Consider the following 20,366-nt stretch of genomic DNA (forward strand, 5'->3'; position numbering starts at 1 on the left):
CTCGTCGACCTCGTGGTCGGGGCCGCAGCCGCGTGCGCAGCCGCGGTCTCGAGGGATGCTCGGGTAAACGCGACGGCTGCCGATGTTCCCGTGATCCTTCGATCGGAGTATGATCACGAGTCCCCCCGTTGATGCAGGCACTCGGCTATCGCGCGCGATATGCGCAACGGCGTCTTCGCTTCGAGCCAGCCGTACTGACCATTGGGATTGATCTCCAGGAAGACGTAGTTGCCCCCTTCGTCGACGATGAGGTCGATGGCGCTGTAGCGAAGGCCGTAGGACCGGCTCAGCCTTCGACAGCGATCCGCGACGACCTCGGGTAGTTTGCACTCCTGATGAGGAAGCTCAAGTGCGTCCCCTCGGCGCCAGTCCACGCGCGAACGCTCCTCGACTTGCGAGTCGATCTCCGCCGCGAAGATGCGGTCCTCCACCAGCGTCACGCGGAGTTCGTGGCTCTTCGGTACGTATCGTTGGAAGAGGGCTGGACCGGCCTCCAGGCGCTCTATGAGGATATCTGCGATTTCATCGTCGACGATCGTCGTGAAGAGTTCTCCAACCACGCTGCCGGGGTCCCAGCTCCCCGCACGCTCATAGAGCGCTGGCTCGCCGATCGACTTGACGATCACGTTGCCCTCGGCCCTGGTCGAGCGGAAGAAGGTGCGGGCGAGCTCCCGGGAGTTGGTGAAGAGCGAGTCTGGAATGGTGAACCCAAGCCGTCTTGCCCGGCGGAGTTGTTCGAGTTTGTTGGATGCTGCCCGCATGTTCTCGAGCGGACTGATCCAGTAGGCGTCGCGGAGGGCCTCGTACAACCCGGCCAGGCCGGCGACTGCCTCGTGATAGACGTACTCGCGTTCGTGCACGCCGACCTTGTGGTGGAAGCGGGGTCGTCGGGGCTTCCGGTACCAGACCGCTTCGATGCGCGACGCGTCCGTCAAGCTGCCGTCCTCGAGTTCCAGTTCACAGGTCTCGGTGGCGGACGTGACGGATTGCCGCAGCGTGGTTCTGCTGGGGAAATCTCCCGCATTGAACAGACCGAATCGCGCTCCGAGCTCCTCGAGCTCGAGCATCACATGGTAGATCTGCTGGTCCGCGCGATCGCTGACGATCAGTATCACGCGCCCACCTAGGCGGGGAGGGTTTCGAGAGGGTCGCAGTCCGCCCCATCGGGATCGAGGCTGACCCAGAAGACGCCGCACCATGTGTAGGACTGCCGGAGCGTGCCGCAACGCGTCGCCGCGATCTCGGCGGGCGCCTTGCCCGGTTGCGCCCGCAGGCTTCGTGTCCTCTCCAACTGCAGGGCTGCTGGACTGGCCTCGTCCGCGCTCGTGATCGGCTTGGCGATCCTGGAGGCGAGCAGTCCGCCGATCGTACCTCCTGTCAGGTCGGCGATCTCGGCACCTAGGTGGACAGGTCGGTGGACGACTTCGATCAGCTCGCTCGCGAGCGGAATGTCATAGGCGTGGACAGGCTCGCCGTCTCGCAAGTAGTCGTCGACAGGGGAGTCCGAGATGACCTCCTCTCTCCTGATGATGAAGGACCGTCCCGAAGGCATCCTGACGTCGGCGTCATGCACCTTGTAGCCGTAGAACAGGATGACGAGCACGTCCTCACGCTCGTTCAAGGATGACGGTATGCCGTAGAGTGTGATGCGGTCCGTGTCGCTCGCGGTGGTGTTCGGCTGAGTCGTCGCCATCAAGACCTCCATCGTCGTCTCGCCGCGGGTCGAAGTAGAACCGGTGATCTCCGATCCTGCCGCGTCGGACGTTGGCTAGATGTCGGATCCGCGTTTCACGGATCTCGCTCGTGCGACCAGTAGTCGGCGGTGTGGAAATACCCGTCGCGTTCGGTTGTGCACGCGAGTCGAGGCATCGTCCGACTTGCAGTGGGCATGCGCCCGGCGGCTTCGCGTTGCAAGCGAACTCTTCCTCAGGCGGCGGAACTGTAAGAATTTTGTGGTCTGCTCTGGTCGAGAGCGAAACCCTTACCCTGTGCTTGCCCTGGATTGGGCGCCACGTGTGTGGTCCAGATCAGCCAGTCATCTCGGTAGCCGGGATCGTTCGCATCGCGGATGTCCTGCCATGCCGGCCCGGCTCAATCTCGTCTGCGCCGCAGCGCGCTTCCGCGAAGCTCCGCTCTCACAGCCCCGCTGGCGCATGCACTGCCGCTCGCGATGCGGGTCGCGAAGACCCGCAGCGTACCTGCCTGCGACACCGATCTGACTTCAGTCGGTTGTGACTTCCCCTGTGGGTCGCTTCCGGTCACCTGCTTCGCGAGTGCTCGGCACCATCCGAGAGCCTCGCGGGGCGGGCGATGCCGGGCCGATTGACGCACGACGGGCTTCGACTAGCATGACGTGACTACCGGGATGCAGGACAGACCGGAGAACGACAAGGGGGGGGATGATGACCAAGGTGCTGGTCGGTGGGCGATCACGTCTGCTTCTCGCGGCGGCGAGCCTGATGCCCGCGACGACTTCCGCTGCCCAGACTGCGCCGGAACAGGTTGCTCAGGCGAGCGGTTCCGCGGACGCCCGGGACGACATCATCGTCACCGCCACCAAGCGTGCGACGTCGATCAAGGACGTGCCGTTCTCGATCAACGCGCAGACGGAGGACGACATCGCGCGCGCCAACGCGGGCACGCTCGAGGATCTGTCGCGCAACGTGGCCGGCCTGACGATCCAGAACCTCGGTCCGGGTCAGAGTCAGGTCGCTGTGCGCGGCGTGTCGGCCGGTCAGATCGCGCGCGACCAGCCGGGTGTGAAGGAGCAGGTGGGGATCTACCTCGACGAGACGGTGGTCTCGTTGTCGCTCTTCACCCCCGACCTCGACCTCTTCGATCTGAACCGGGTGGAGACGCTGCGGGGACCGCAGGGCACGCTGTTCGGCTCGGGTTCGGTAGGTGGCACGATCCGCTACATCACCAACCAGCCGACCACCGAACGCATCGAGGGTCGGGTCGAAGCCAACGTCAACATGGTGGCCGAGGACGATGTCGGTGGGCACATCAAGGGCGCGATCAACCTCCCGCTCGGCAGCTCGGCCGCGCTGCGTGCGGTGGGATACTTCACGCGCTACGCGGGCTTCATCGATGCGCTGCGCGAGGGGGGTGGGCGAGACGACAACGTCAACACCGGCAAGCGCTACGGCGGCCGGGTGTCATTGCTGCTCCAGCCTGCCCCGAACGTCTCCATCACGCCGCGGGTGCTCTATCAGAAGATCGAGACCGACGGCTTCAATCGGGAGGACGTCTACAACATCTTCGCCAACCGCTTCACGACTGTCAGGCCGCAGGTTGAGCTCGGGAAGCGGGAGCAGTACCTGCTGCGCGACGAGGCGTTCCGTGACGAGATCCTGATCGCCGATGCCAATGTCGCGGCGACGCTCGGCCCCGTCGATTTCACGTCGATCACCAGCTTCACGAACCGGGACATCCTTGTCAGCCGCGACGCGAGCGCCCTGACCGGAAGCGTATCGGCTGATCTCGGCTTTCCGGATGCCGGCGTGCTGCTGCCTGCCAACCTTCGCGACACCACCAAGGTAAACCAGTTCACACAGGAACTGCGTTTCGCCTCCAATGGCGATGGTCCCTTCCAGTGGCTCTTCGGCGGCTTCTACGCCCATACGGACCGCAAGTACGAGCAGACGCTCCCGACGCCGGGCTACGACGCCTTCACCGACGCCACGCTCGGCGCGGGCAGGTCGACGGCGGTTCGGAACGGCTTCGAGCCGGACTCCCCCTACAATGCGGCGATCCCCTACACTCTGAAGCAGCTCGCGATCTTCTCCGAGCTGAACTACGACCTCTCGGAACGGCTGACCGCGACCGCAGGCCTGCGCTACTACGCCTTCAACGAGGAGCGGACCTTCCGATCCGGCGGCCTCTTCACCAATCTCGACGACAATCGCGATCGTACCGCATCGGAGGGCTTCAATCCGCGCTTCCTCCTCAAATACGAGCTGTCGGAGGCGATCACGCTCAACGCGCAGGCAGCGAAGGGCTTCCGACTGGGTGGTGTCAACGACCCGCTGAACCTCCCGTTATGCCGGCCGGGGGATGCAGCGACGTTCGGTGGCTTTCCACGGTACGACGATGAGAGTCTGTGGAACTACGAGGGTGGCATCAAGGTGCAGGCTGGTGCGCTACGCTTCAATGCCGCCGGCTTCTACACCGACATCAGCAATCTCCAGGTGACCGCCGACGCCGGCAGCTGTTCATCGCGAGTGGTCTTCAATGTGGAGAAGGCACATACCGTCGGTGCCGAGTTCGAGCTTGCTGCGACGCCGATGGTCGGGTTCGACCTGTCCTTGTCGGGAAGCGTGGTGCAGGCGAAGTTCGACTCCACGCTGGCGCGACCGGACGGCAGCGTGATCGAGGGCATAAGGGACGGCAATCGGCTGCCTTCCGTACCCAGGTTCCAGATGGCAGGCTCGGCCACCTACACCTTCGCCGTGGGGCCGGAGAGCGACGCCTTCCTCACCGCCGCGTTCCAGCACGTCGGCAGCCGCTTCACTCAGCCGGGAGATCAGGAGGGCAATCCGCGCACCTTCGTTCCCGGTTTCACATTCGGCGGTGCGCCTGCCACCGCGGCCAACGTGCTCGATCTCGAACTGCCGAGCTACGAGCTCGTCAACCTGAGCGCCGGCCTCAACCTGCCTGGTCGCCTGGAACTCTCCGTCTACGTCAACAACCTGCTCGACGAGAACGCCAGGCTCGCCTTCGATCGTGAGCGCGGCGGCCGCGCACGCCTCGGCTTCAGCGTCATACAACCGCGTACGATCGGGCTGACGGCGCGCAAGTCGTTCTAGCGACGATTCCTTAAATGGCGTCGCCGCAGCGCGGGGGGTAGTAGGGCATTCGGAATGCAGCCTTTCGAGATCGTCGAGTATAGAGGGGGACGCGATCCAGAGATCGCGGCCTTCATCCTCGCCATCCAACGCGACGATGTCGGCGTTTACGTCGCCATCGAGGATCAGCCTGAGCTGCTCGATCTCGCCCATGCCTACGGCCAAGGCGCCTTCTGGCTGGCGGCGGCCGGGGGCGAGATCGTGGGCACCATCGGAATGATGCGCTTCGGCGAGATCGGCGTCCTCAAGAAGCTCTTCGTCCGGCAGGACCATCGAGGAAGGGGGGGCGTGGCCCATGCCTTGTACGAACGCGCTCTAGCCTGGACCATGGCGCAGCATCTGACGGCAATCCTGTTGGACACGCCGGCCGTGGCCACGCGCTCGCACGCCTTCTACGAGCGCATGGGGTTCCACCGTGCAAGCCGGACTGACCTGCCCGCCGGTTACGCCTTTCCGGACCGAGACAGCCTCATCTTCAAACAGGAGCTCTGCGGTGCCGTTGCGTCTCACGCGTGTCCGCGAGTTGACGGCACGACTTAAGCCGCCTGAACGATCTCTCGATCCGGGCGGGGAGCCGCTGACATCGCAGGCGCGCGTCGGGTCTTCTCATCGGCTGCCTGAAAGCGATCTTCAGATGCCCATGCCCTTTCGCAGTTCCTCGATGTCCTTCTTGCTCCTGATGAACTGCTTGGCGCCGTCGACACTGTTGCAGTTCTGAACGACGACCGAAGGCCAACTCATCGGCGGCCGCTGAGACCCCTTCCACTTCGCGCACTCGGCGTCGAGCTCGTCGCGAAGGGGGGCGTTCTCGACCAGCTCGGTGACGTTGTGCAGCGTCATGTTGGAGGACAGTCCCTCGTCGGACGGCGAGTCTGGCGATCCGCAGCTGGAGGCGACGGCGAGTGGGACGAGCACGAGGAGAGTTCGCAAGCTGTTACCTCCCTGGTATGCGGTCGGTTGTAAGGCACCGACGACCGATCATGAACCCTCGTGATGATGGTGAGCACGACCGCCAGTCATCGATGATTAGGACGCAGGCTGATCCGGGTGTCGCCGTCGGTATGCCGCCGGCGCAACGGGGTCAGCCCGTTCGCTGCATATGGCAGGGTCGTGTCCGTCTGGCGCCCGCCGAGTGGAAGCTCCGCGATCGACATCCCGCTTTCCTCCTTGACCCTCAAGTAGGTCGAGGGTTCATATGGGCCGTCCGAACCTTCTTCAAGAGCATGATTCATGTCGGACGAATGCTGTTCCAGAAAGGGCGATGCGATCGCCGCGCTTGGTCGGAAGGTCGAGCGACGGCGAGAGCTCGTAATCGTCATGGTCATCAACCTGGCGATGTTCCTCGCCGAGTTCTGCGCCGGTGTCGTGGCTGGGTCCTCGGCGCTCATGGCGGACTCGGTCGACATGCTCGGCGATGCGGTGGTCTACGCACTCAGCCTCTACGCCCTGCATCGCGGCGCCCGCTGGGAGGCCGGCGCGGCAATCGCGAAGGGTGGCATCATACTGATGTTCGGCGTGGCGGTCTCCGTCCAGATTGTCGACAAGATCGCGAACGGCGTGCCACCTTCCTCCTCGCTGATGCTGGTCTTCGGTGGGATCGCACTGGCCGCCAACCTCGGCTGCCTTGCTCTGCTGTGGCGGTTCCGTCGGGAGAACGTCAACATGTCTAGCACCTTCGAATGCTCGCGCAACGACGTGGCATCGAACGTCGGCGTGCTGATCGCTGCCGGACTTGTCGCGTCCTCCGGCGCGGCTTGGCCGGATCTGATGGTGGGCGGTGTCATCGCGCTGGTATTTCTGCGCTCGGCATGGCGAGTGTTGGCCCAGGCGGTCCCGGCGTGGCGCGCTGCACGGCCTGTTCTGCCTGAAACCTCGTATTGACCCGCTCCATGCCGAACTTCGGCCACCCACTGCGAGCGAAGGGCACGCGAACACGATGAAGGACGATGCCCTGATCTTGAGAGGTCCTCCGGGACGGCCTGACCGCCTCGATCTATCTGGCACGCTGTCACCGAGGAGTGATCGTGATCGACGAAGCTCACAGGCGCGTCAGGTGCACTTCGCGCTCCCACAATCATGCCGGCTTCCCGACGGCGTCGGTGGCGAGGAACTGCTCGGACTTATGCGCACCCGGGCCGAGCGCTACCCCGCGACGATCGCCATCGGCACATTGACGAAGTGGAATGCAGGGGTGAAAGGCTTCCGCGCCGCCGGCGGGGACATCGACCCCACCACAAGACCCCTTTGCTGGCACAGCGGTCGGAAACGATAAGACGGCGATTGATCGCGAGATCTACCACGATGCACCGCGAAATCAGCAACGGCAGCTTGCCTCCCTTGATCTAGTTTGGTGTGCATAGACGCCCTTGGTTCGACCACCGGCCTTAAACCGCCTCATTCGGCATGGTGTTGCTCGCTGGACACACGAAGGTAGTCATGGTCGATCGGCGAGGCGCTCACGAGGCATAGGGGAAGCAAGCCCTTGCGCCATGTCATGCTGTTCTGGTTCTCTACGCCAGACGGATGCGGCTCGGCGTGAGGAGCGGGAACGGTGCGAGGACGGGGCGCGTGACGATGTCGTGGAGACGCATTCCGGCGGGCGCCGCCTCCTTGTCGCTAGCGGCGGGCTGCTGGGCCTCCGCGCCTGAAGGGATGGCCGGCAATCCGGTGATCCCGGGCTATTTCGCGGATCCATCGATCGTCAGCCACGATGGCGAATGGTTCATCTACGCGACGATAGATCCGTGGGGTGGTGACACGCTGGGCCTGTGGCGTTCGCGCGACTTCCGCCACTGGACCTTCTCGACGCCTGACTGGCCCACAAAGGCGGCGGCGACCAGCCCGACCTCCGGCAAGAGCAAGGTCTGGGCGCCATCGGTCGTGAAGACGAGCGACGGGCGCTTCTGGATGTACGTCTCGATTGGCAACGAGATCTGGGTCGGTACCGCCGCTCACCCGGCTGGGCCGTGGCGCGACGCGAATGGCGGAAAGCCTCTGATCCCGCGTGATTATCGGCCAGGGCTCCACATGATCGATGCGGAGGCGTTCATCGACGACGATGGTCAAGCGTACCTCTATTGGGGATCGGGCCTAAACTGGGTCAACGGCCATTGTTTCGTGGTCAAGCTGCGACCAGACATGGTGACCTTCGATGGCGTCCCTCGCGACGTCACACCCGCGCATTACTTCGAGGCACCCTTCATGCTGAAGCGCGACGGGCGATATTTCCTGACCTACAGCTGGGGCAACACCACCACCGACACATACCAGGTGCGTTACGCGGTGGGCGATTCGCCTTTGGGGCCGTTCACCGAGCCGATGGACGTACCGATCCTCGCTACCGACAGGGCGCGACAGGTGATCAGTCCGGGTCACCACGCCATCTTTCGAGACGGCGGCCATGACCTGATCCTCTACCATCGTCAGGCGCTGCCGTTCGTCCCGGGCGGACCGGTGCGGCGCCAGATCGCGGTCGATCGGCTGATCGTCAAGGGCGACCGGCTGGTGCGGGTGACGCCGACACGCGTCGGCGCCACGATCCATGGCGCGGCGCCAAGGAGGGACGCCGCGCGCCGGGTGACGATGACCGCGTCAACCGCCGAGCCGGGCCATGCGGCGGCCGGGGCGGGCGATGACGATTATGCGACCGGGTGGCGCGCACCCGCCGGCGACACCTGGCTGCAGGCCGATCTCGGCACGGCCACCGCGGCCACGGCGAGTTTGATACGCTCCGCGACGCCCGCTACGCCGCTCAGCTTCTCCGTCTCGACGTCAAGCGATGGTGTTCGCTGGCGACGCGTCGTGCCGCTGTCCGAGATGACCGGGTCGCCGATCAAGGTGCCGGCATTGGGCACCGCGCGCTATGTCCGGCTCAGCTTCCCGCAGGGAGCGGACATCCTCGATTGGACCTTCCCTTCCTAGACGCAGGTCGTGCCGGCGACCGACGCAAGTGAACCGATCCGAGGTGCGGGTTCGCTTGCAGCGCCTCGGAGGCTCTCCGACGCTCCGGACCCGGGTGTTCGCCGGTTTCTCATCCGAGCCGAGTGGTCGGGGTTCGGCTATCATCGGGCGGCGACCGCTGCCGCGGCGGCAACATATGATACCCGGATTAGCCAGCCATGACATGTGTGAGGAAGGATCTGTTGTAGTCCCGCCGGCAAGCCTCGAGCTTGGCCCGCGCGTCCTCCCGGCACAGAAGCCAACGCGTACTCAGGCACTCGTTCCCAAGCCGCCCGTTGAAGGAAACGAAGGAGGCATTGTCCGTGAGCTTGCCCGGCCGACCCGAAACCGGCGCGACGCCATCCTCTCAGGTCGAGAGGTCGAGAGCCTTCGAGATGAACTCCGGCCTCCTGTCCAACTGGTTCCTCCCGGCGCACGGCGGGTCGAAGAGATCCGCGTCATCGCACTGCGCGCCTCGTCGAGCCACCCGGAACGCCCATCAGGTCGTGGACGATGGTGCCGACGCGGCGTCCTGAACAATCTGTTCGTCGTGTGTCGCCGATGAGCGGCGCTTGCTCGGTCGATCCTGCGTGTACGAAAGCGCAAGCGCACGCGGATGGCGCTCAGGCGCGATGGCTCGACCGCGATCTGCCGAAGCTGTACGATGTTTGCATGAGTCGCATCGACCCCATCGAGGCGTTCGGGCTCCCTCTCTACAGGAGCACGATCGACTTCCTGGCCCGTCGTGGCGTGCGGAACTGGGAGGCTCTCTGCAGCCTGAACGACCGGGAGCGTTCTCTGATACCTGGCTGGGGGAGGGTCACCGAAGCGAAATTCCTGAAGCGTCGTGACGCGCTCGTTCGGTAGGCGGTCAGCCATCCGCCAGGGTGAACGGAAGCATGAAACGGGCCTTTCGTGTTCCCTGGAGCCGATCGCGGGATGCTGGACCCGGTCGATGATCCTGGACGAGGCGCTCTGATACACCAGCACCGCTCCGCCAGGGCATGTGCGCGGAATGCACGGCCTTCCCCGGAGCGAGACGCTCCGATCGCTTCGGCAAGTACGCGTCGGCGCGCCGGCGGCCGTCGCGCCAGCCGACAGCCCACAATGGCCCATGCAGCAGGGGATCGCGACCATCAGCCCGGCCGTCGGACATGGACGCCTTGCGTCGCAAGTCGTCCACCGGTCCTTCCGCTGCAGCTCGAAGCGGCCCTCGAACACGGAAGGGCGATTGGCGTGACGGCGCTGCAACATGCAGCGTACTTTGAGCCATGTCAGCGCGACATCGTCGGATCCCGATCGTAGTGCTTCAACGAGCGACTGATCAGCCGGATGTGGAGGACCTGCGTCCCCACGAAGAACATGCCGATGACGATGAAGGACGGTAGGACCATCCCCTCCTGACCGGCCCTTGGTCGAGCCCAGTTCGCGAGCACGCACAGGGCAGTGAGTACGACAGATCCCAGCACGGGCACGAAGGCCAACGCCAATCGACGCGGCGCCGACCACGTGACTGTGCCATCGAACCACCACTGCATCGGCAATCGGCGCTCTCTCATCAGCTTCGCATTCGCGCGCGACGCGATTACGCACATCACGAAGCCGAATAGGACGGTTATGAACACGAGAACGACGGGATCTGCCCTTGCCATGTGCGCGCATAGCACGATCGATGGAGATCTTGGCAGCGGAATTGCTCAGCTCGTCGTTCCTCGAGCCTGACAAGCGTTCTGACGTCATGCCGCGAAGCCTCACCGGCTAGCCTGCGGGTGTGGATGCGTAGGGGAGAAGGCCATTGCGTGACACTGGTGCGGATTTCATCAGCGCGCCGACGAGGCTCTATCAGTCTGTTGGCCTTGCTCTGCTCCAGCGGATACATCGCGGCATCTACTCGCCTGATCGAAGGCTGCCGTCCGAACGGGTGCTAGCGGATCAGTTCAAGGTCAGTAGACCCGTGATGCGTGAAGCTCTGATTGCCTTGGAGGTCACGGGCAATCTGATCGCGAGGCAAGGTGGCGGGTACGATGTCGCTCGGCAGGAACGGGCTGTCCCGGGTGAATGGATTGAAGGTCGTCGCATCTTCGAAGGTGAGATCGTTGCCATCGCGGCTATCGAGATCGACGCGCGGCAGATAAAGCGGCTTGAAGCTATGACTTCGGAGATGGAGGCCGACAAGGAGGACTATTATCGCGTGAATGTCCTTGATAGGCAGTTCCATCTCGAGATAGCGCAAGCCACCGGTAACGCCGCCATCTCGCGCCTCGTCGAACGGCTCTGGCGCATTCGCAGCGTCTGCGCTGAGTGCTGCACGGCGCAGATCAGAGGAGGCGCGAGGGTCACTGAAACGCGCGTGCATGAGCACCGTGCAATCCTTGGTTCTCTTCGAGAGGGTGATCCCCTTGCGGCAAGAAGGGCCATGCACTCGCATTTCGATGGAGTGGCTCTCACCATAGCCGAGTACGGAGCAGTCGCATTGGGCGACTGATCGCTGAGATGAACTGTGGGCAACTGGGGTTGAAGTTTAGGTGGCAGTGAACCTGCACCTCCCGAAACCGATCCGCAGGAACGCTGCTCGGTCATCAGCCCGCGCGCGATCCGCGAGCCTACTTCGCCTGGTGGGCATGCTAATCCATCCGCAGATCGACGAGGACGTTCGATCGGCATCGCGGAAGCCTGTCAATGTCAGAGCCGGTGCCATTCCATCCGCTCGAAGGTGCGCCCGGAGGCATCCTGGGAGGCGGACGGTGGTCTATCGGAACCGCGTCACGTGTCGAACGCCGCCAGGATCGGACAGGGGCCAGTCTCGGATCGGCTGCAGTCCTGAGCAAGACGCGCCAGCGCCGTCCGTGCCGCTTGCATCTCCGCGATCTTGCGATCCAATTCCGACAGGCGGCGACCCGCCATCTCACGCGCCCGTGCACGATCGTCGGCGGCGTCGAGCTGCAACAACTCTCCGATCTCCTCGAGCGTGAAACCGGCGGATTGCGCCGCCCGGATGAAGCGGAGGCGGCGTAGAGCCTCCGGGTCGTACCGTCGGACGCTTCCCGCAACACCGTTCCGAATGGGTCTTGCGGGCGTCTCGAGCAAGCCGCGGCGCTGGTAGAAGCGCACGGTTTCGACGCCCACGCCACCTGCGCGTGCGAGCCCTGCGATGGTGAGGGACGACATGACTTGACTCCGGACCATGGTACGTACCCCATATAGGTGTCACGATCTCTCGGAGAAGTGACATGGCCGCGGCGGCGAAGAGTGCCAGCATCTACAGGATGGTGATGCAGACCCACGTCTGCCCATACGGATTGAAGGCCAAGGACCTGCTGCTTCGCCAAGGGTACGAGGTCGAGGATCACTGGCTGACGACGCGTGAGGAGCAGGATGCCTTCAAGGCGGAACGCGACGTCCGCACGACACCGCAGATCTTCATCGGCGGCGAGCACGTGGGCGGCTTCGACGACCTGCGTCGCTTCTTCGGCAAGACGGTCCGCGATCCGACGGTCGTCACGTACCGCCCGGTGATGACGGTGTTCTCGATGACGGTGCTCATGGCGCTGGGCGCGAGCTATGCGGCGTTCGGCTCGCCATTCACGGTCCGGGCGGGCGAGTGGTTCATCGGCTTCTCGATGGTCGTCCTCGCCATGCTCAAGCTCCAGGATATCGACAGCTTCTCGAGCATGTTTCTCGGCTATGACCTTCTGGCCAGACGGTGGGTGCCCTACTCCTACATCTATCCGTACGCGGAGGCGGCGGCGGGCGTGCTGATGGTCGCCGGCACGTTGACCTGGCTGTCCGTGCCGATTGCACTCGTCATCGGCCTTATCGGTGCGGTGTCGGTCTTCAAGGCGGTCTACATCGACAAGCGCGAGCTGAGGTGCGCCTGCGTGGGGGGCGGGAGCGCTGTGCCTCTCGGCTTCATCTCGCTCACCGAGAACCTGATGATGGTCGCGATGGCGATCTGGATGGTAGCGGAGCCCGCTGCGCTGGCCGGTGCGCACTGATGGGCGCTTCGTTCGATCGTCGCCAGGTCATGCGCGGGAGCGCTGCGGTTGGCGGTGGTGCCGCGCTGGCGGCTTGTATGCCGGCCTGGGCAAAGGCGGTGTCGAGCGGCGTCGTCCGCCCTTTACCGACCGTCTTTGGCGATGAGATCAAGCTGCGCGTCGCGCACCAGATGGTGACGGTCGACGGCAGGCGGATGCACGGCATCGGCATCAACGGCACGGTGCCCGGGCCGCTGATCCGGCTCCGCGAGGGGCAGCGGGCCCGGATCCACGTGGAGAACGCTTTGGACGAGCAGACCTCGGTCCACTGGCATGGCCTGCTGCTGCCGTTTCAGATGGACGGCGTTCCGGGGGTGTCCTTCCCTGGCATCCCGGCCCGATCGAGCTTCACCTACGACTTCCCCGTCATCCAGGCCGGCACCTACTGGTATCACAGCCACTCCGGGCTGCAGGAGCAGGAGGGGCATTACGGCCCTATCGTGATCGACCCGGCCGGAAGCGATCCGGTGCGATCGGATCGCGAGCACGTCGTGGTGCTGTCCGACCGAAGCCCGCTCCACCCGCATGCCATTTTCATGAGACTGAAGAAGCAGTCGGGCTACTTCAACCGCCAGCAGCAGACGCTCGCCGGTCTGCTGGCGGGTGAGGATCAGCCGCTGAAGGATCGGCTGATGTGGGGCGGGATGCGTATGGACCCGACCGACGTCGCCGATGTGACCGGCTCCACCTACACCTATCTCGTCAACGGCCATGGCCCTCGGGACAACTGGACCGCGTTGTTCCGCCCAGGCGAGCGCGTGCGCCTGCGGATCGTAAATGCCTCGGCGATGACGACCTTCAACGTGCGGGTGCCGGGGCTGAGGCTTTCGGTGGTCGCCTCGGACGGCATGAACGTCCGTCCGGTGGAGGTCGACGAGTTCCAGATCGGCGTCGCCGAGACCTATGACGTGATCGTCACACCGACCGACGAACGCGCGTACACGCTGGTCGGCGAGAGCGTCGATCGATCGGGCATGGCCCGGATGACGCTCGCCCCGCACGAGGGAATGGCGGCCGCGGTGCCGCCGCTGCGCAAGCGTCCCGTCGCCTCGATGAAGGACATGGGGATGGGCGGGCACGACATGGGCGAAGCCGGCACCATGCAGGGCATGGACCATGCCGCGATGGGACATGCGATGCCTGCCACGCCGGCGCCGATGGATCATGCGTCGATGGGGCACACCATGCCGGCAAGCCCCGCACCGTCAACCCCCGCGCCGGTTGCAGGCGGGCATGACATGGCCGGCATGAAGATGCGCGACTTCGGCAATGCGCCGGGCGTGAGGAGGGGTCCCGGCGTCCAGACCATCTCGCCGATGCCGGTCGATCGCACCGGCGATCCGGGGCAGGGGCTGGAGGACGTAGGGCACCGTGTCCTGACCTACCGCGATCTGATGGCGGTCGAACCGAACCCCGACGTGCGGGCGCCGGTACGCGAGTTGGAGATACACCTGACCGGCAACATGGAGCGCTACATGTGGTCGTTCGACGGCGAGAAGCTGTCGGAGGTCAAGGCGCCGATCCCGTTTCTCGCCGGCGAACGTGTCCGGGTGACGCTCGTCAACGACACGATGATGGGTCACCCGATCCACCTCCACGGCCACTTCTTCGAACTTGTGACGGGACACGGCGCCTTTTCCCCGCGCAAGCACACCGTCATCGTCCAGCCCGGGGGCAAGGTCAGCTGGGACGTCACCGCGGTCGAGGGCGACTGGGCGTTCCACTGCCACATGCTCTACCACATGCATGCGGGAATGATGCAGGTCGTACAGGTGCGCTCGCCCCAGGGAGCCCCGGCATGAAGGGACCCCTCCTCGGCCTCGCCTCGCTCGTCGCCACGCCCGTTCTGGCGCAGGGCTCGGACCACTCCATGCACAGCATGTCGGGGATGAGGATGCCGGCGAAGCCCGCGCCCAAGCCGGATGCCCGCGAGGCTTCGAAGCCGATAACTGCGAAGAGAGCGACACCGCGGCGCGGCACTGCACCGCAGGCGAGCAAGGTCCGCCCTCCCGCCCCAGCGCCCGCGAAGACCGATCATCCGAGCCATGGCGGCACGACGGCGCCCGCAGCGGCGGTTCCGCACGCGGGACCACGCGCGGGCCACCATATGTCATCGATGCCGGGAATGGACGCCGGATCAATGCCTATCCGAACCGACATCACGCCAGTGGGTCGGGCGGGCGCGGCGAAGGTCGGGACCGATCTTGCGCCGGGCAAAGCGCCGGCGCCAGCTCCTCAACCCGACCATCTCGCCGATCGCTTCTGGGGAGGTGAAGCGATGGCCCGATCGCGAAAGTATGATCTCCGTCGCGAGCATGGCGGGATGACGTACTATCAGGTGCTGATGAACATTGCCGAGTATCAGGTTCGCAAGGGTCGCGACGGCTACCGGTGGGACGGGCAGGGATGGATAGGTGGCGACATTGACCGCCTGACGATCAAGGGAGAAGGCGAGGGGACTCGGGGGCGAGGTCTGGAATCGGGTGAGGTCCAGGCGCTATACAGCCACGCGCTCGATCCATATTGGAACCTGCAGGTAGGCGTCCGCCACGATGTTAGTCCGGATCCGGCACGAACCTACGCGACGATCGGGATCGAGGGTCTGGCGCCATACTGGTTCGACGTCGAGGGCGCCGTGTTCGTGTCCGACAAGGGCGACGTGCTGGCTCGAGCCGAAGCCTGGTACGATCAGCGACTGACCCAGTTCGTGGTGCTGCAGCCGCGGATCGAAGCCAACGTCGCGTTGCAGAACGTGCGCGAGACCGCCACGGGGGCCGGCCTGACCGATCTCGAACTCGGCTTGCGACTGCGCTACGAGAAGTCGCGCCGACTGGCCCCCTACGTAGGCGTTTCGTGGGAAGGGCGTTTGGGGCATACGGCGCATCTCGCACGAACCCGCGGCATCGATGTCAGCGGTCTCGGCTTCGTCGCTGGCATGCGAGCCTGGTTCTGAACCGAAGCGGACGACCTGCGCTCCGTGTTCCGCATGACGTGCCCCATCGACCGATCATCGCTTCGGTCGACCCTGATGCTGTACCTCACCATCAAGGCGCTGGTATCGGCCGTGTTGATCTGATTCGCGCTCCGGACTGTCGATGTACGCCGGTGCGCAGGTTGGAGGCCCTGTGGCTTCGGACGAGGTGGGGAGCGAGCTTGTGTCCGCGTACGTCCGACGCCAACAGCCTATCGTTGGCGACGAAATGACGGCGAGGCAGCTTGCGCGCTCCAGCGGCAACACCGATCATGCTGCCCGACCTGATCGGAGTTGCAGCCGTGCGCCGAAGCTGCGCTCTAGCGCCGAACGCAAACTGCTCATGGTCTCGCCCGAGAGTTCCGCTGGTGTCAGGCCGAGGACCTTCACCACCGCGCGCCGCAGCCTGACGACGAAGGCCAGGAACTCGCGACTGTGCGAGGAGCTCGGCACAGCCCGTTCGATCGCTTCAAGCACCCAGAGCACCGTCGCCCAGCACTCCAGGAAGTCGACTGGCATTTCGATGAACTCTCGCGAGATCATCAGGCGCTTGATCGGCGCTCTGCGGCCGCAGAAGAAGGCCGCCACGACGCGCAGCGCCATTCTCGGCCATCCCTGCTCGCCGACATCAGCCGCCAAGCCCTGCGGCAATCCGTCATGCCTGGCCTTGTGTAGCAGCATCGTGAGCCAGAAACGGAGGCGGAGCACGTCGCTCGGCCCGCATGCCCCTTCGTCAACGGTCAGTTTTGCGACGTAGGCGCGGACCATTTTCTCGTATTGGCCGCCATCGATCCGCCGTGTGGCGGGGGGCGGCTCGATCGCAGGCTCCACGGCGTCGGCCTCGGCACGTCGCGTCTCCTCATCAAGGTCCCTCTCCTGATCCTCGTCGCCCAGCTCCATCCAACTGTCATCGAAGGTCCCTGCCTGCGCCGGGGAGTGATTGGATGCGCCACCTATCAGAAGGTTCAGAAAACCGCGTACGATGTCCGAGTGCGTTCCCGCGAGCGCGCAGTCCTTTCGGCCGACGGCGCGGCTGTCCGGCGAACGGACCTCCATGAACTCCTCGTAGCTGAGATGCCGTTCCACCTTGTCCTCGCTCGCAGGCGCGGCTCCGTGCGGCCGTGCCGCGGCCGGAGTTGGGGCGGGGCGAGCGGCGATGTCCGCACGGGCGAGTTCGTCAAATGCCTGGTGTAGCCAGAGGTCAAGGTCGGCGCCGGCGTCGAAGGCTCCAATGGCCTTGGCGACGGCACCGCTCGCGACTTCGCGACGTCGTCGACGGAGAAGCGGGCGATGGGAGATGTGAGCAGGGTTTGAGACGAAGCCGTCCTGCTCCACGACCACGAACGCAAGATCCTGGGAGTCTGCGCCTTCGACCAGGAAGGTCGTCCGGGAGTCTTCTAGCGGCAGATCAAATTGGATCTCGCCGACGTCGAAGCCGAAGATGTCAAGCAGTCGAAGCCGTCCCCTCCCGCTCAAGCAGGGCGGGGGCGACCAGCCGAGCGTGCATCCGTCCAGCTCGAAGGTGCCTGCGCGACGGGAGCCGAGTTCCGCGAAAGGGATCGGTGGAGACCACTCGATCTTCTTGACCTTCGATGGATCGAGCCCGTCGGCGGAGAGGCACTCCGCCAGGCCGAGTGCGTCCACGGCCCGGTCTCGGGCGAGCGATCGGTATATGCACGCCTCCGCATTCGACCCGCCGTGGCCGCGTCCGCCGAGCGCGGCTACGGTGCAGTTGGCGCTTCCGATGAGCAGATGGTCGTGAGTGGCGGTCGAGGCGATGAGGAACTTGGCATGCTTGAACCGACCTCCAAGGGAGGAGGGGTAGGCGCGCAGCGAAACGCCGCTCGGAAGGGGCACGTCGACCGGGAACTCCGTGCCGGCCGGGTCAAGCAGCACTGCGGTGGAAGCCGGCGAGAGCGACGCCACCAGCCCGGAGAGGGCGCGAAGATCCTCATCCCAATAGGGGCTCGCGACGACAAGGCGCTCCACCGCATCCCCACCAACGAGGTCGACGAACCTCGTGCCAATGCCGGCATCGGCACGTCGAACGAGGAAGGCAACGCCAGTTCCGTCATCGAGCAGTTGAAGCGGGCTCGGCTCCGCGCCGGCAAGCCACGGCGCCCGCTCGGCGGCCCAGATCAGGGCGTCCCGCGCGGTGCGGCTGTCGCGTGGCACGAGGGTGTCGAGATACCGCCATGCTGATCGCACGATCTCACGCTCGGGGCTGGGCTCGTCACCACACTCGATCTCCATCACGGTTTCGGCGTTCCCGGCGAGCCCCGCCGCCGTCACGTTGGCCGAGCCGACGAACAGCCTTCCCGAGCGCCGGCCAACCTGCAGCAGGATCTTGGGATGGAAGAGCCCGTCCGAGACGGGCGGCGAGATCAATTCGTAGTCACGTCCGAGCTGGCGCGGCAGCGGAGAGCCGTCGGACAGGGACATCGAGGCCATCCGCTCATCCGCGACCACCAGCAGGTTGGTCGCGCCGCTTGCCAGGACATGGGGAAGCATGAGCTCCTCCAGGGCGGCGAACTCGATCGAGAACGTGGTCGCGATGGTCGTATGGAAGGGTCGGGACCCGCGCCGCGACATGCGCTCGGGGTACTTCACTTCGTCGCTCCGATGAGGGAGAGCGCTCGTTCCGTAACGCCGGCGCGGCCAATAAGCCCTATGTCCTCCAGGAATTGGATGGCTGGACCAAGTCTAGGGTTGGTGGGGACGGGGGGGTAGCCGCTCCTTCGCACGAGCCGGCCGTCTCGCGAATCGAACAGAAACGTGTAATCGCGCTGTCGCCGCAACTTCTGCATCGCGACCCAGCTATGCCGGCGGACGACCCGCTCGACGACAAAGGAGGCGATCACCTCATGGATCGACCTGTCCGCGTGTTGGCCCAGCCAGGCGAGCTCCGTTGTGACAGACCGGGCCGGCCCCTGCGGCTTGAACTCGCGCGTAGCTACCTGCGACAGCTCGGGCCTGCTCGCCACGCGACCGTCGAGGGCTGCCATCAGCCGGATTGCGTCCCATGCCTTCCCCTCGGCTGTGCCGCGACGGCTGATGAGACGCGCCGCCGCGCCACGGTAGTCGAACTCGTCTGGATCCAGATCTGCCCGCAGGGAAGCCCACGAGACATCCGCTTTGCAACCGGCCTCAGCCGCGCTGACCAGCAGGCGCGCTTGGACCTCCGCACCGATCTCCGCGGGAGTTCGTCCCGAGTCGAACTCGCCCATGAGTTCCGTTGACCAATCGAGCAGCGAGGCGGCCGCGATCTGCATCAGGTCCTGGCATTGATAGGCCTCCCAGCGGATACGCTGTCGCTCCAGGTCCGCCGCGGCCAGCGGCGCTGCCGCAAACAGGTGCCATCGTACCATATCGCCATTCGGTCGACAGCCCAGCGCCTGCGCGGTTATCAAGATAAGCCGGAGCGAAGCCGCCCGGCTCGCGTCACGGTCGTTTGTTTCGGCCGGGACGAACAGAAGGCGTTCGTAGCAGCTCCGCTCGTATTGGACATCCGGGATCGCCGACGGCACGATGGCAGCCAGCCGTGACAGGTCGGCGCGGGCTACCCGAGCCGACGAGATGCTTGTCAGGAGGAGCGCTTCCACGGCCGGACCGATCGATGTCCGGAACGCGCTCGCAGTTTCGAGGCCGACTCCGTTGGTCGCGCGCTGGATACCGTGCTCGCCTCGGCGGAACAGTCCCATATCTACCATCTGCGAGTAGTAGGCGCCTCCGAAGACGCCGAGCGATTGCCGTAGATAGCGGACCACCCCGGCCTCGTTGGATGCGGCCTCGGCGAAGTCGATCACGTCCTCTTTAAGCGCCAGCCGTCGATCGGCCCATTCGACACCGCCAACACCAACCTGACCTGTCGCACTCGATGACACCAGGGCGTAGATCGCCTCAGCCCTGCGCACCCAGCTTCGCCAGGCGGCGAACTCGTCGGACGCTCCGGAGCGGGCGTAGGCGTCACTCACCCAGCAGTAGTAGCCGTAGTAGCGCATCCGCAACGTGACGTTGCTGATGCCGGGCAGCAGCGACTGGTAGAGCGCAACGCCGGCATTCTGCATGCCAAGCGGGTCGAGGCCACGCTTGTCCATACGATCCGTCCAGTCAGGATCACCGATCAATGCCCAGGCCCCCTTTTCTGCAGTACATCGTCGATAGGCGATGCTAGCGCCAGGCGAGGCTTCGCCAAGAGCGGAGCGGCAATCGAGTCCGAAGCGGGTGGAACGATGAGCTGAACTCAAGCGCCGAGTCATGCGATCGATGCGCATGACATCGTCATGCAACATGACGTGTCGGCGACATCAAAGGCGGTGTTCGGCCCGGCACGTCGACCCGACGATCAGCTTGAGCAGTGCCGCGCGACCTGGTCGTATCCAGGCGGCCTACTTGCCCATTCTGCTGGTTGCCAGGATCCACCCGTGGAATTGATCGCGCGACACCTTTCGGAGCCTGCGGCCCATCTACCGAGCGACGCGATCCAACGCTCAACTATGCCGGGCGGGACACGCTCTGGAGCTGGGATGATCCAGATCGGACCGGTCTGTTGGCGCTCTACTGATCCGCGCACAC

General features: G+C 65.0%; 16 protein-coding genes and 1 pseudogene. 9 read left to right on the top strand and 8 right to left on the bottom strand.

Translation table 11 applies throughout. The annotated features are described in order from the left end of the window. Nucleotides 1–113: 113 nt before the first annotated feature. Nucleotides 114–1,115 (bottom strand): MvdC/MvdD family ATP grasp protein, encoded by a 1,002-nt coding sequence (locus KZ813_RS00100; protein ID WP_219752973.1) that lies wholly within the window; start codon nucleotides 1,113–1,115, stop codon nucleotides 114–116. 8 nt (nucleotides 1,116–1,123) lie between these two features. Continuing rightward, nucleotides 1,124–1,693 (bottom strand): hypothetical protein, encoded by a 570-nt coding sequence (locus tag KZ813_RS00105; RefSeq protein WP_219752974.1) that lies wholly within the window; start codon nucleotides 1,691–1,693, stop codon nucleotides 1,124–1,126. Between the two features lie 706 nt (nucleotides 1,694–2,399). Here KZ813_RS00105 and KZ813_RS00110 point away from each other — a divergent pair. Further along, nucleotides 2,400–4,808 carry a TonB-dependent receptor gene (locus KZ813_RS00110; protein ID WP_373369231.1) on the top strand — a complete coding sequence of 803 codons (2,409 nt, stop codon included), beginning with the start codon at nucleotides 2,400–2,402 and terminating at the stop codon, nucleotides 4,806–4,808. Nucleotides 4,809–4,862: 54 nt separating this feature from the next. Continuing rightward, nucleotides 4,863–5,387: a GNAT family N-acetyltransferase gene (locus KZ813_RS00115; RefSeq protein ID WP_219752976.1), complete on the top strand. Its 525-nt coding sequence runs from the start codon at nucleotides 4,863–4,865 to the stop codon at nucleotides 5,385–5,387. Nucleotides 5,388–5,477: 90 nt separating this feature from the next. On the opposite strand, the gene KZ813_RS00120 is transcribed toward KZ813_RS00115, so the two are convergent. Beyond that, entirely contained in the window at nucleotides 5,478–5,777 is a 300-nt protein-coding gene (locus tag KZ813_RS00120; protein WP_219752977.1) for a calponin homology domain-containing protein, read from the bottom strand. 300 nt (nucleotides 5,778–6,077) lie between these two features. Here KZ813_RS00120 and KZ813_RS00125 point away from each other — a divergent pair, with 300 nt between their 5' ends. Continuing rightward, complete coding sequence (locus KZ813_RS00125; protein WP_219752978.1) at nucleotides 6,078–6,728, top strand: cation efflux transmembrane domain-containing protein; 651 nt, start codon at nucleotides 6,078–6,080, stop codon at nucleotides 6,726–6,728. Between the two features lie 693 nt (nucleotides 6,729–7,421). Continuing rightward, nucleotides 7,422–8,768 carry a family 43 glycosylhydrolase gene (locus KZ813_RS00130; protein WP_219753364.1) on the top strand — a complete coding sequence of 449 codons (1,347 nt, stop codon included), beginning with the start codon at nucleotides 7,422–7,424 and terminating at the stop codon, nucleotides 8,766–8,768. Between the two features lie 187 nt (nucleotides 8,769–8,955). Here KZ813_RS00130 and KZ813_RS20450 read toward each other — a convergent pair. After that, nucleotides 8,956–9,135: pseudogene (locus tag KZ813_RS20450) on the bottom strand (integrase core domain-containing protein); the annotation flags it as partial. 323 nt (nucleotides 9,136–9,458) lie between these two features. Between KZ813_RS20450 and KZ813_RS00140 the strand changes: the two are divergent. Then, nucleotides 9,459–9,653, top strand: coding sequence for a hypothetical protein (locus KZ813_RS00140; RefSeq protein WP_219752979.1), 195 nt, complete (start codon nucleotides 9,459–9,461; stop codon nucleotides 9,651–9,653). Between the two features lie 407 nt (nucleotides 9,654–10,060). Here KZ813_RS00140 and KZ813_RS00145 read toward each other — a convergent pair whose 3' ends face one another. Further along, entirely contained in the window at nucleotides 10,061–10,438 is a 378-nt protein-coding gene (locus tag KZ813_RS00145; RefSeq protein WP_219752980.1) for a hypothetical protein, read from the bottom strand. A gap of 143 nt (nucleotides 10,439–10,581) precedes the next feature. Between KZ813_RS00145 and KZ813_RS20455 the strand changes: the two genes are divergently transcribed. Next, the gene (locus tag KZ813_RS20455; protein ID WP_219752981.1) at nucleotides 10,582–11,271 is read left to right on the top strand and encodes a FadR/GntR family transcriptional regulator; all 690 of its coding nucleotides are present in this window, start codon (nucleotides 10,582–10,584) and stop codon (nucleotides 11,269–11,271) included. 278 nt (nucleotides 11,272–11,549) lie between these two features. On the opposite strand, the gene KZ813_RS00155 is transcribed toward KZ813_RS20455, so the two are convergent. Beyond that, nucleotides 11,550–11,954 (bottom strand): MerR family DNA-binding protein, encoded by a 405-nt coding sequence (locus KZ813_RS00155; RefSeq protein WP_219752982.1) that lies wholly within the window; start codon nucleotides 11,952–11,954, stop codon nucleotides 11,550–11,552. A gap of 62 nt (nucleotides 11,955–12,016) precedes the next feature. Here KZ813_RS00155 and KZ813_RS00160 point away from each other — a divergent pair, with 62 nt between their 5' ends. From KZ813_RS00160 to KZ813_RS00170, 3 genes are read left to right on the top strand one after another with little or no spacing between them, the layout of a single operon-like run. Continuing rightward, nucleotides 12,017–12,781, top strand: a complete 765-nt coding sequence (locus KZ813_RS00160) for a MauE/DoxX family redox-associated membrane protein (RefSeq protein WP_219752983.1) — start codon at nucleotides 12,017–12,019, stop codon at nucleotides 12,779–12,781. Next, on the top strand, nucleotides 12,781–14,622 hold the full coding sequence (locus KZ813_RS00165; RefSeq protein ID WP_219752984.1) for a copper resistance system multicopper oxidase: 1,842 nt from the start codon (nucleotides 12,781–12,783) through the stop codon (nucleotides 14,620–14,622). Before KZ813_RS00160 ends, KZ813_RS00165 begins: the two co-directional genes overlap by 1 nt. Then, the gene (locus KZ813_RS00170; protein WP_219752985.1) at nucleotides 14,619–15,773 is read left to right on the top strand and encodes a copper resistance protein B; all 1,155 of its coding nucleotides are present in this window, start codon (nucleotides 14,619–14,621) and stop codon (nucleotides 15,771–15,773) included. Before KZ813_RS00165 ends, KZ813_RS00170 begins: the two co-directional genes overlap by 4 nt. Nucleotides 15,774–16,061: 288 nt before the next feature. Here KZ813_RS00170 and KZ813_RS00175 read toward each other — a convergent pair whose 3' ends face one another. After that, nucleotides 16,062–18,401 carry a phospholipase D-like domain-containing protein gene (locus KZ813_RS00175; protein WP_219752986.1) on the bottom strand — a complete coding sequence of 780 codons (2,340 nt, stop codon included), beginning with the start codon at nucleotides 18,399–18,401 and terminating at the stop codon, nucleotides 16,062–16,064. After that, nucleotides 18,398–20,083, bottom strand: a complete 1,686-nt coding sequence (locus tag KZ813_RS00180) for a hypothetical protein (RefSeq protein WP_219752987.1) — start codon at nucleotides 20,081–20,083, stop codon at nucleotides 18,398–18,400. The genes KZ813_RS00175 and KZ813_RS00180 overlap by 4 nt, the downstream gene beginning before the upstream one ends. Nucleotides 20,084–20,366 lie beyond the last annotated feature (283 nt).

It is taken from the genome of Sphingomonas folli, assembly GCF_019429525.1.
Taxonomy (GTDB): Bacteria; Pseudomonadota; Alphaproteobacteria; order Sphingomonadales; family Sphingomonadaceae; genus Sphingomonas; species Sphingomonas folii.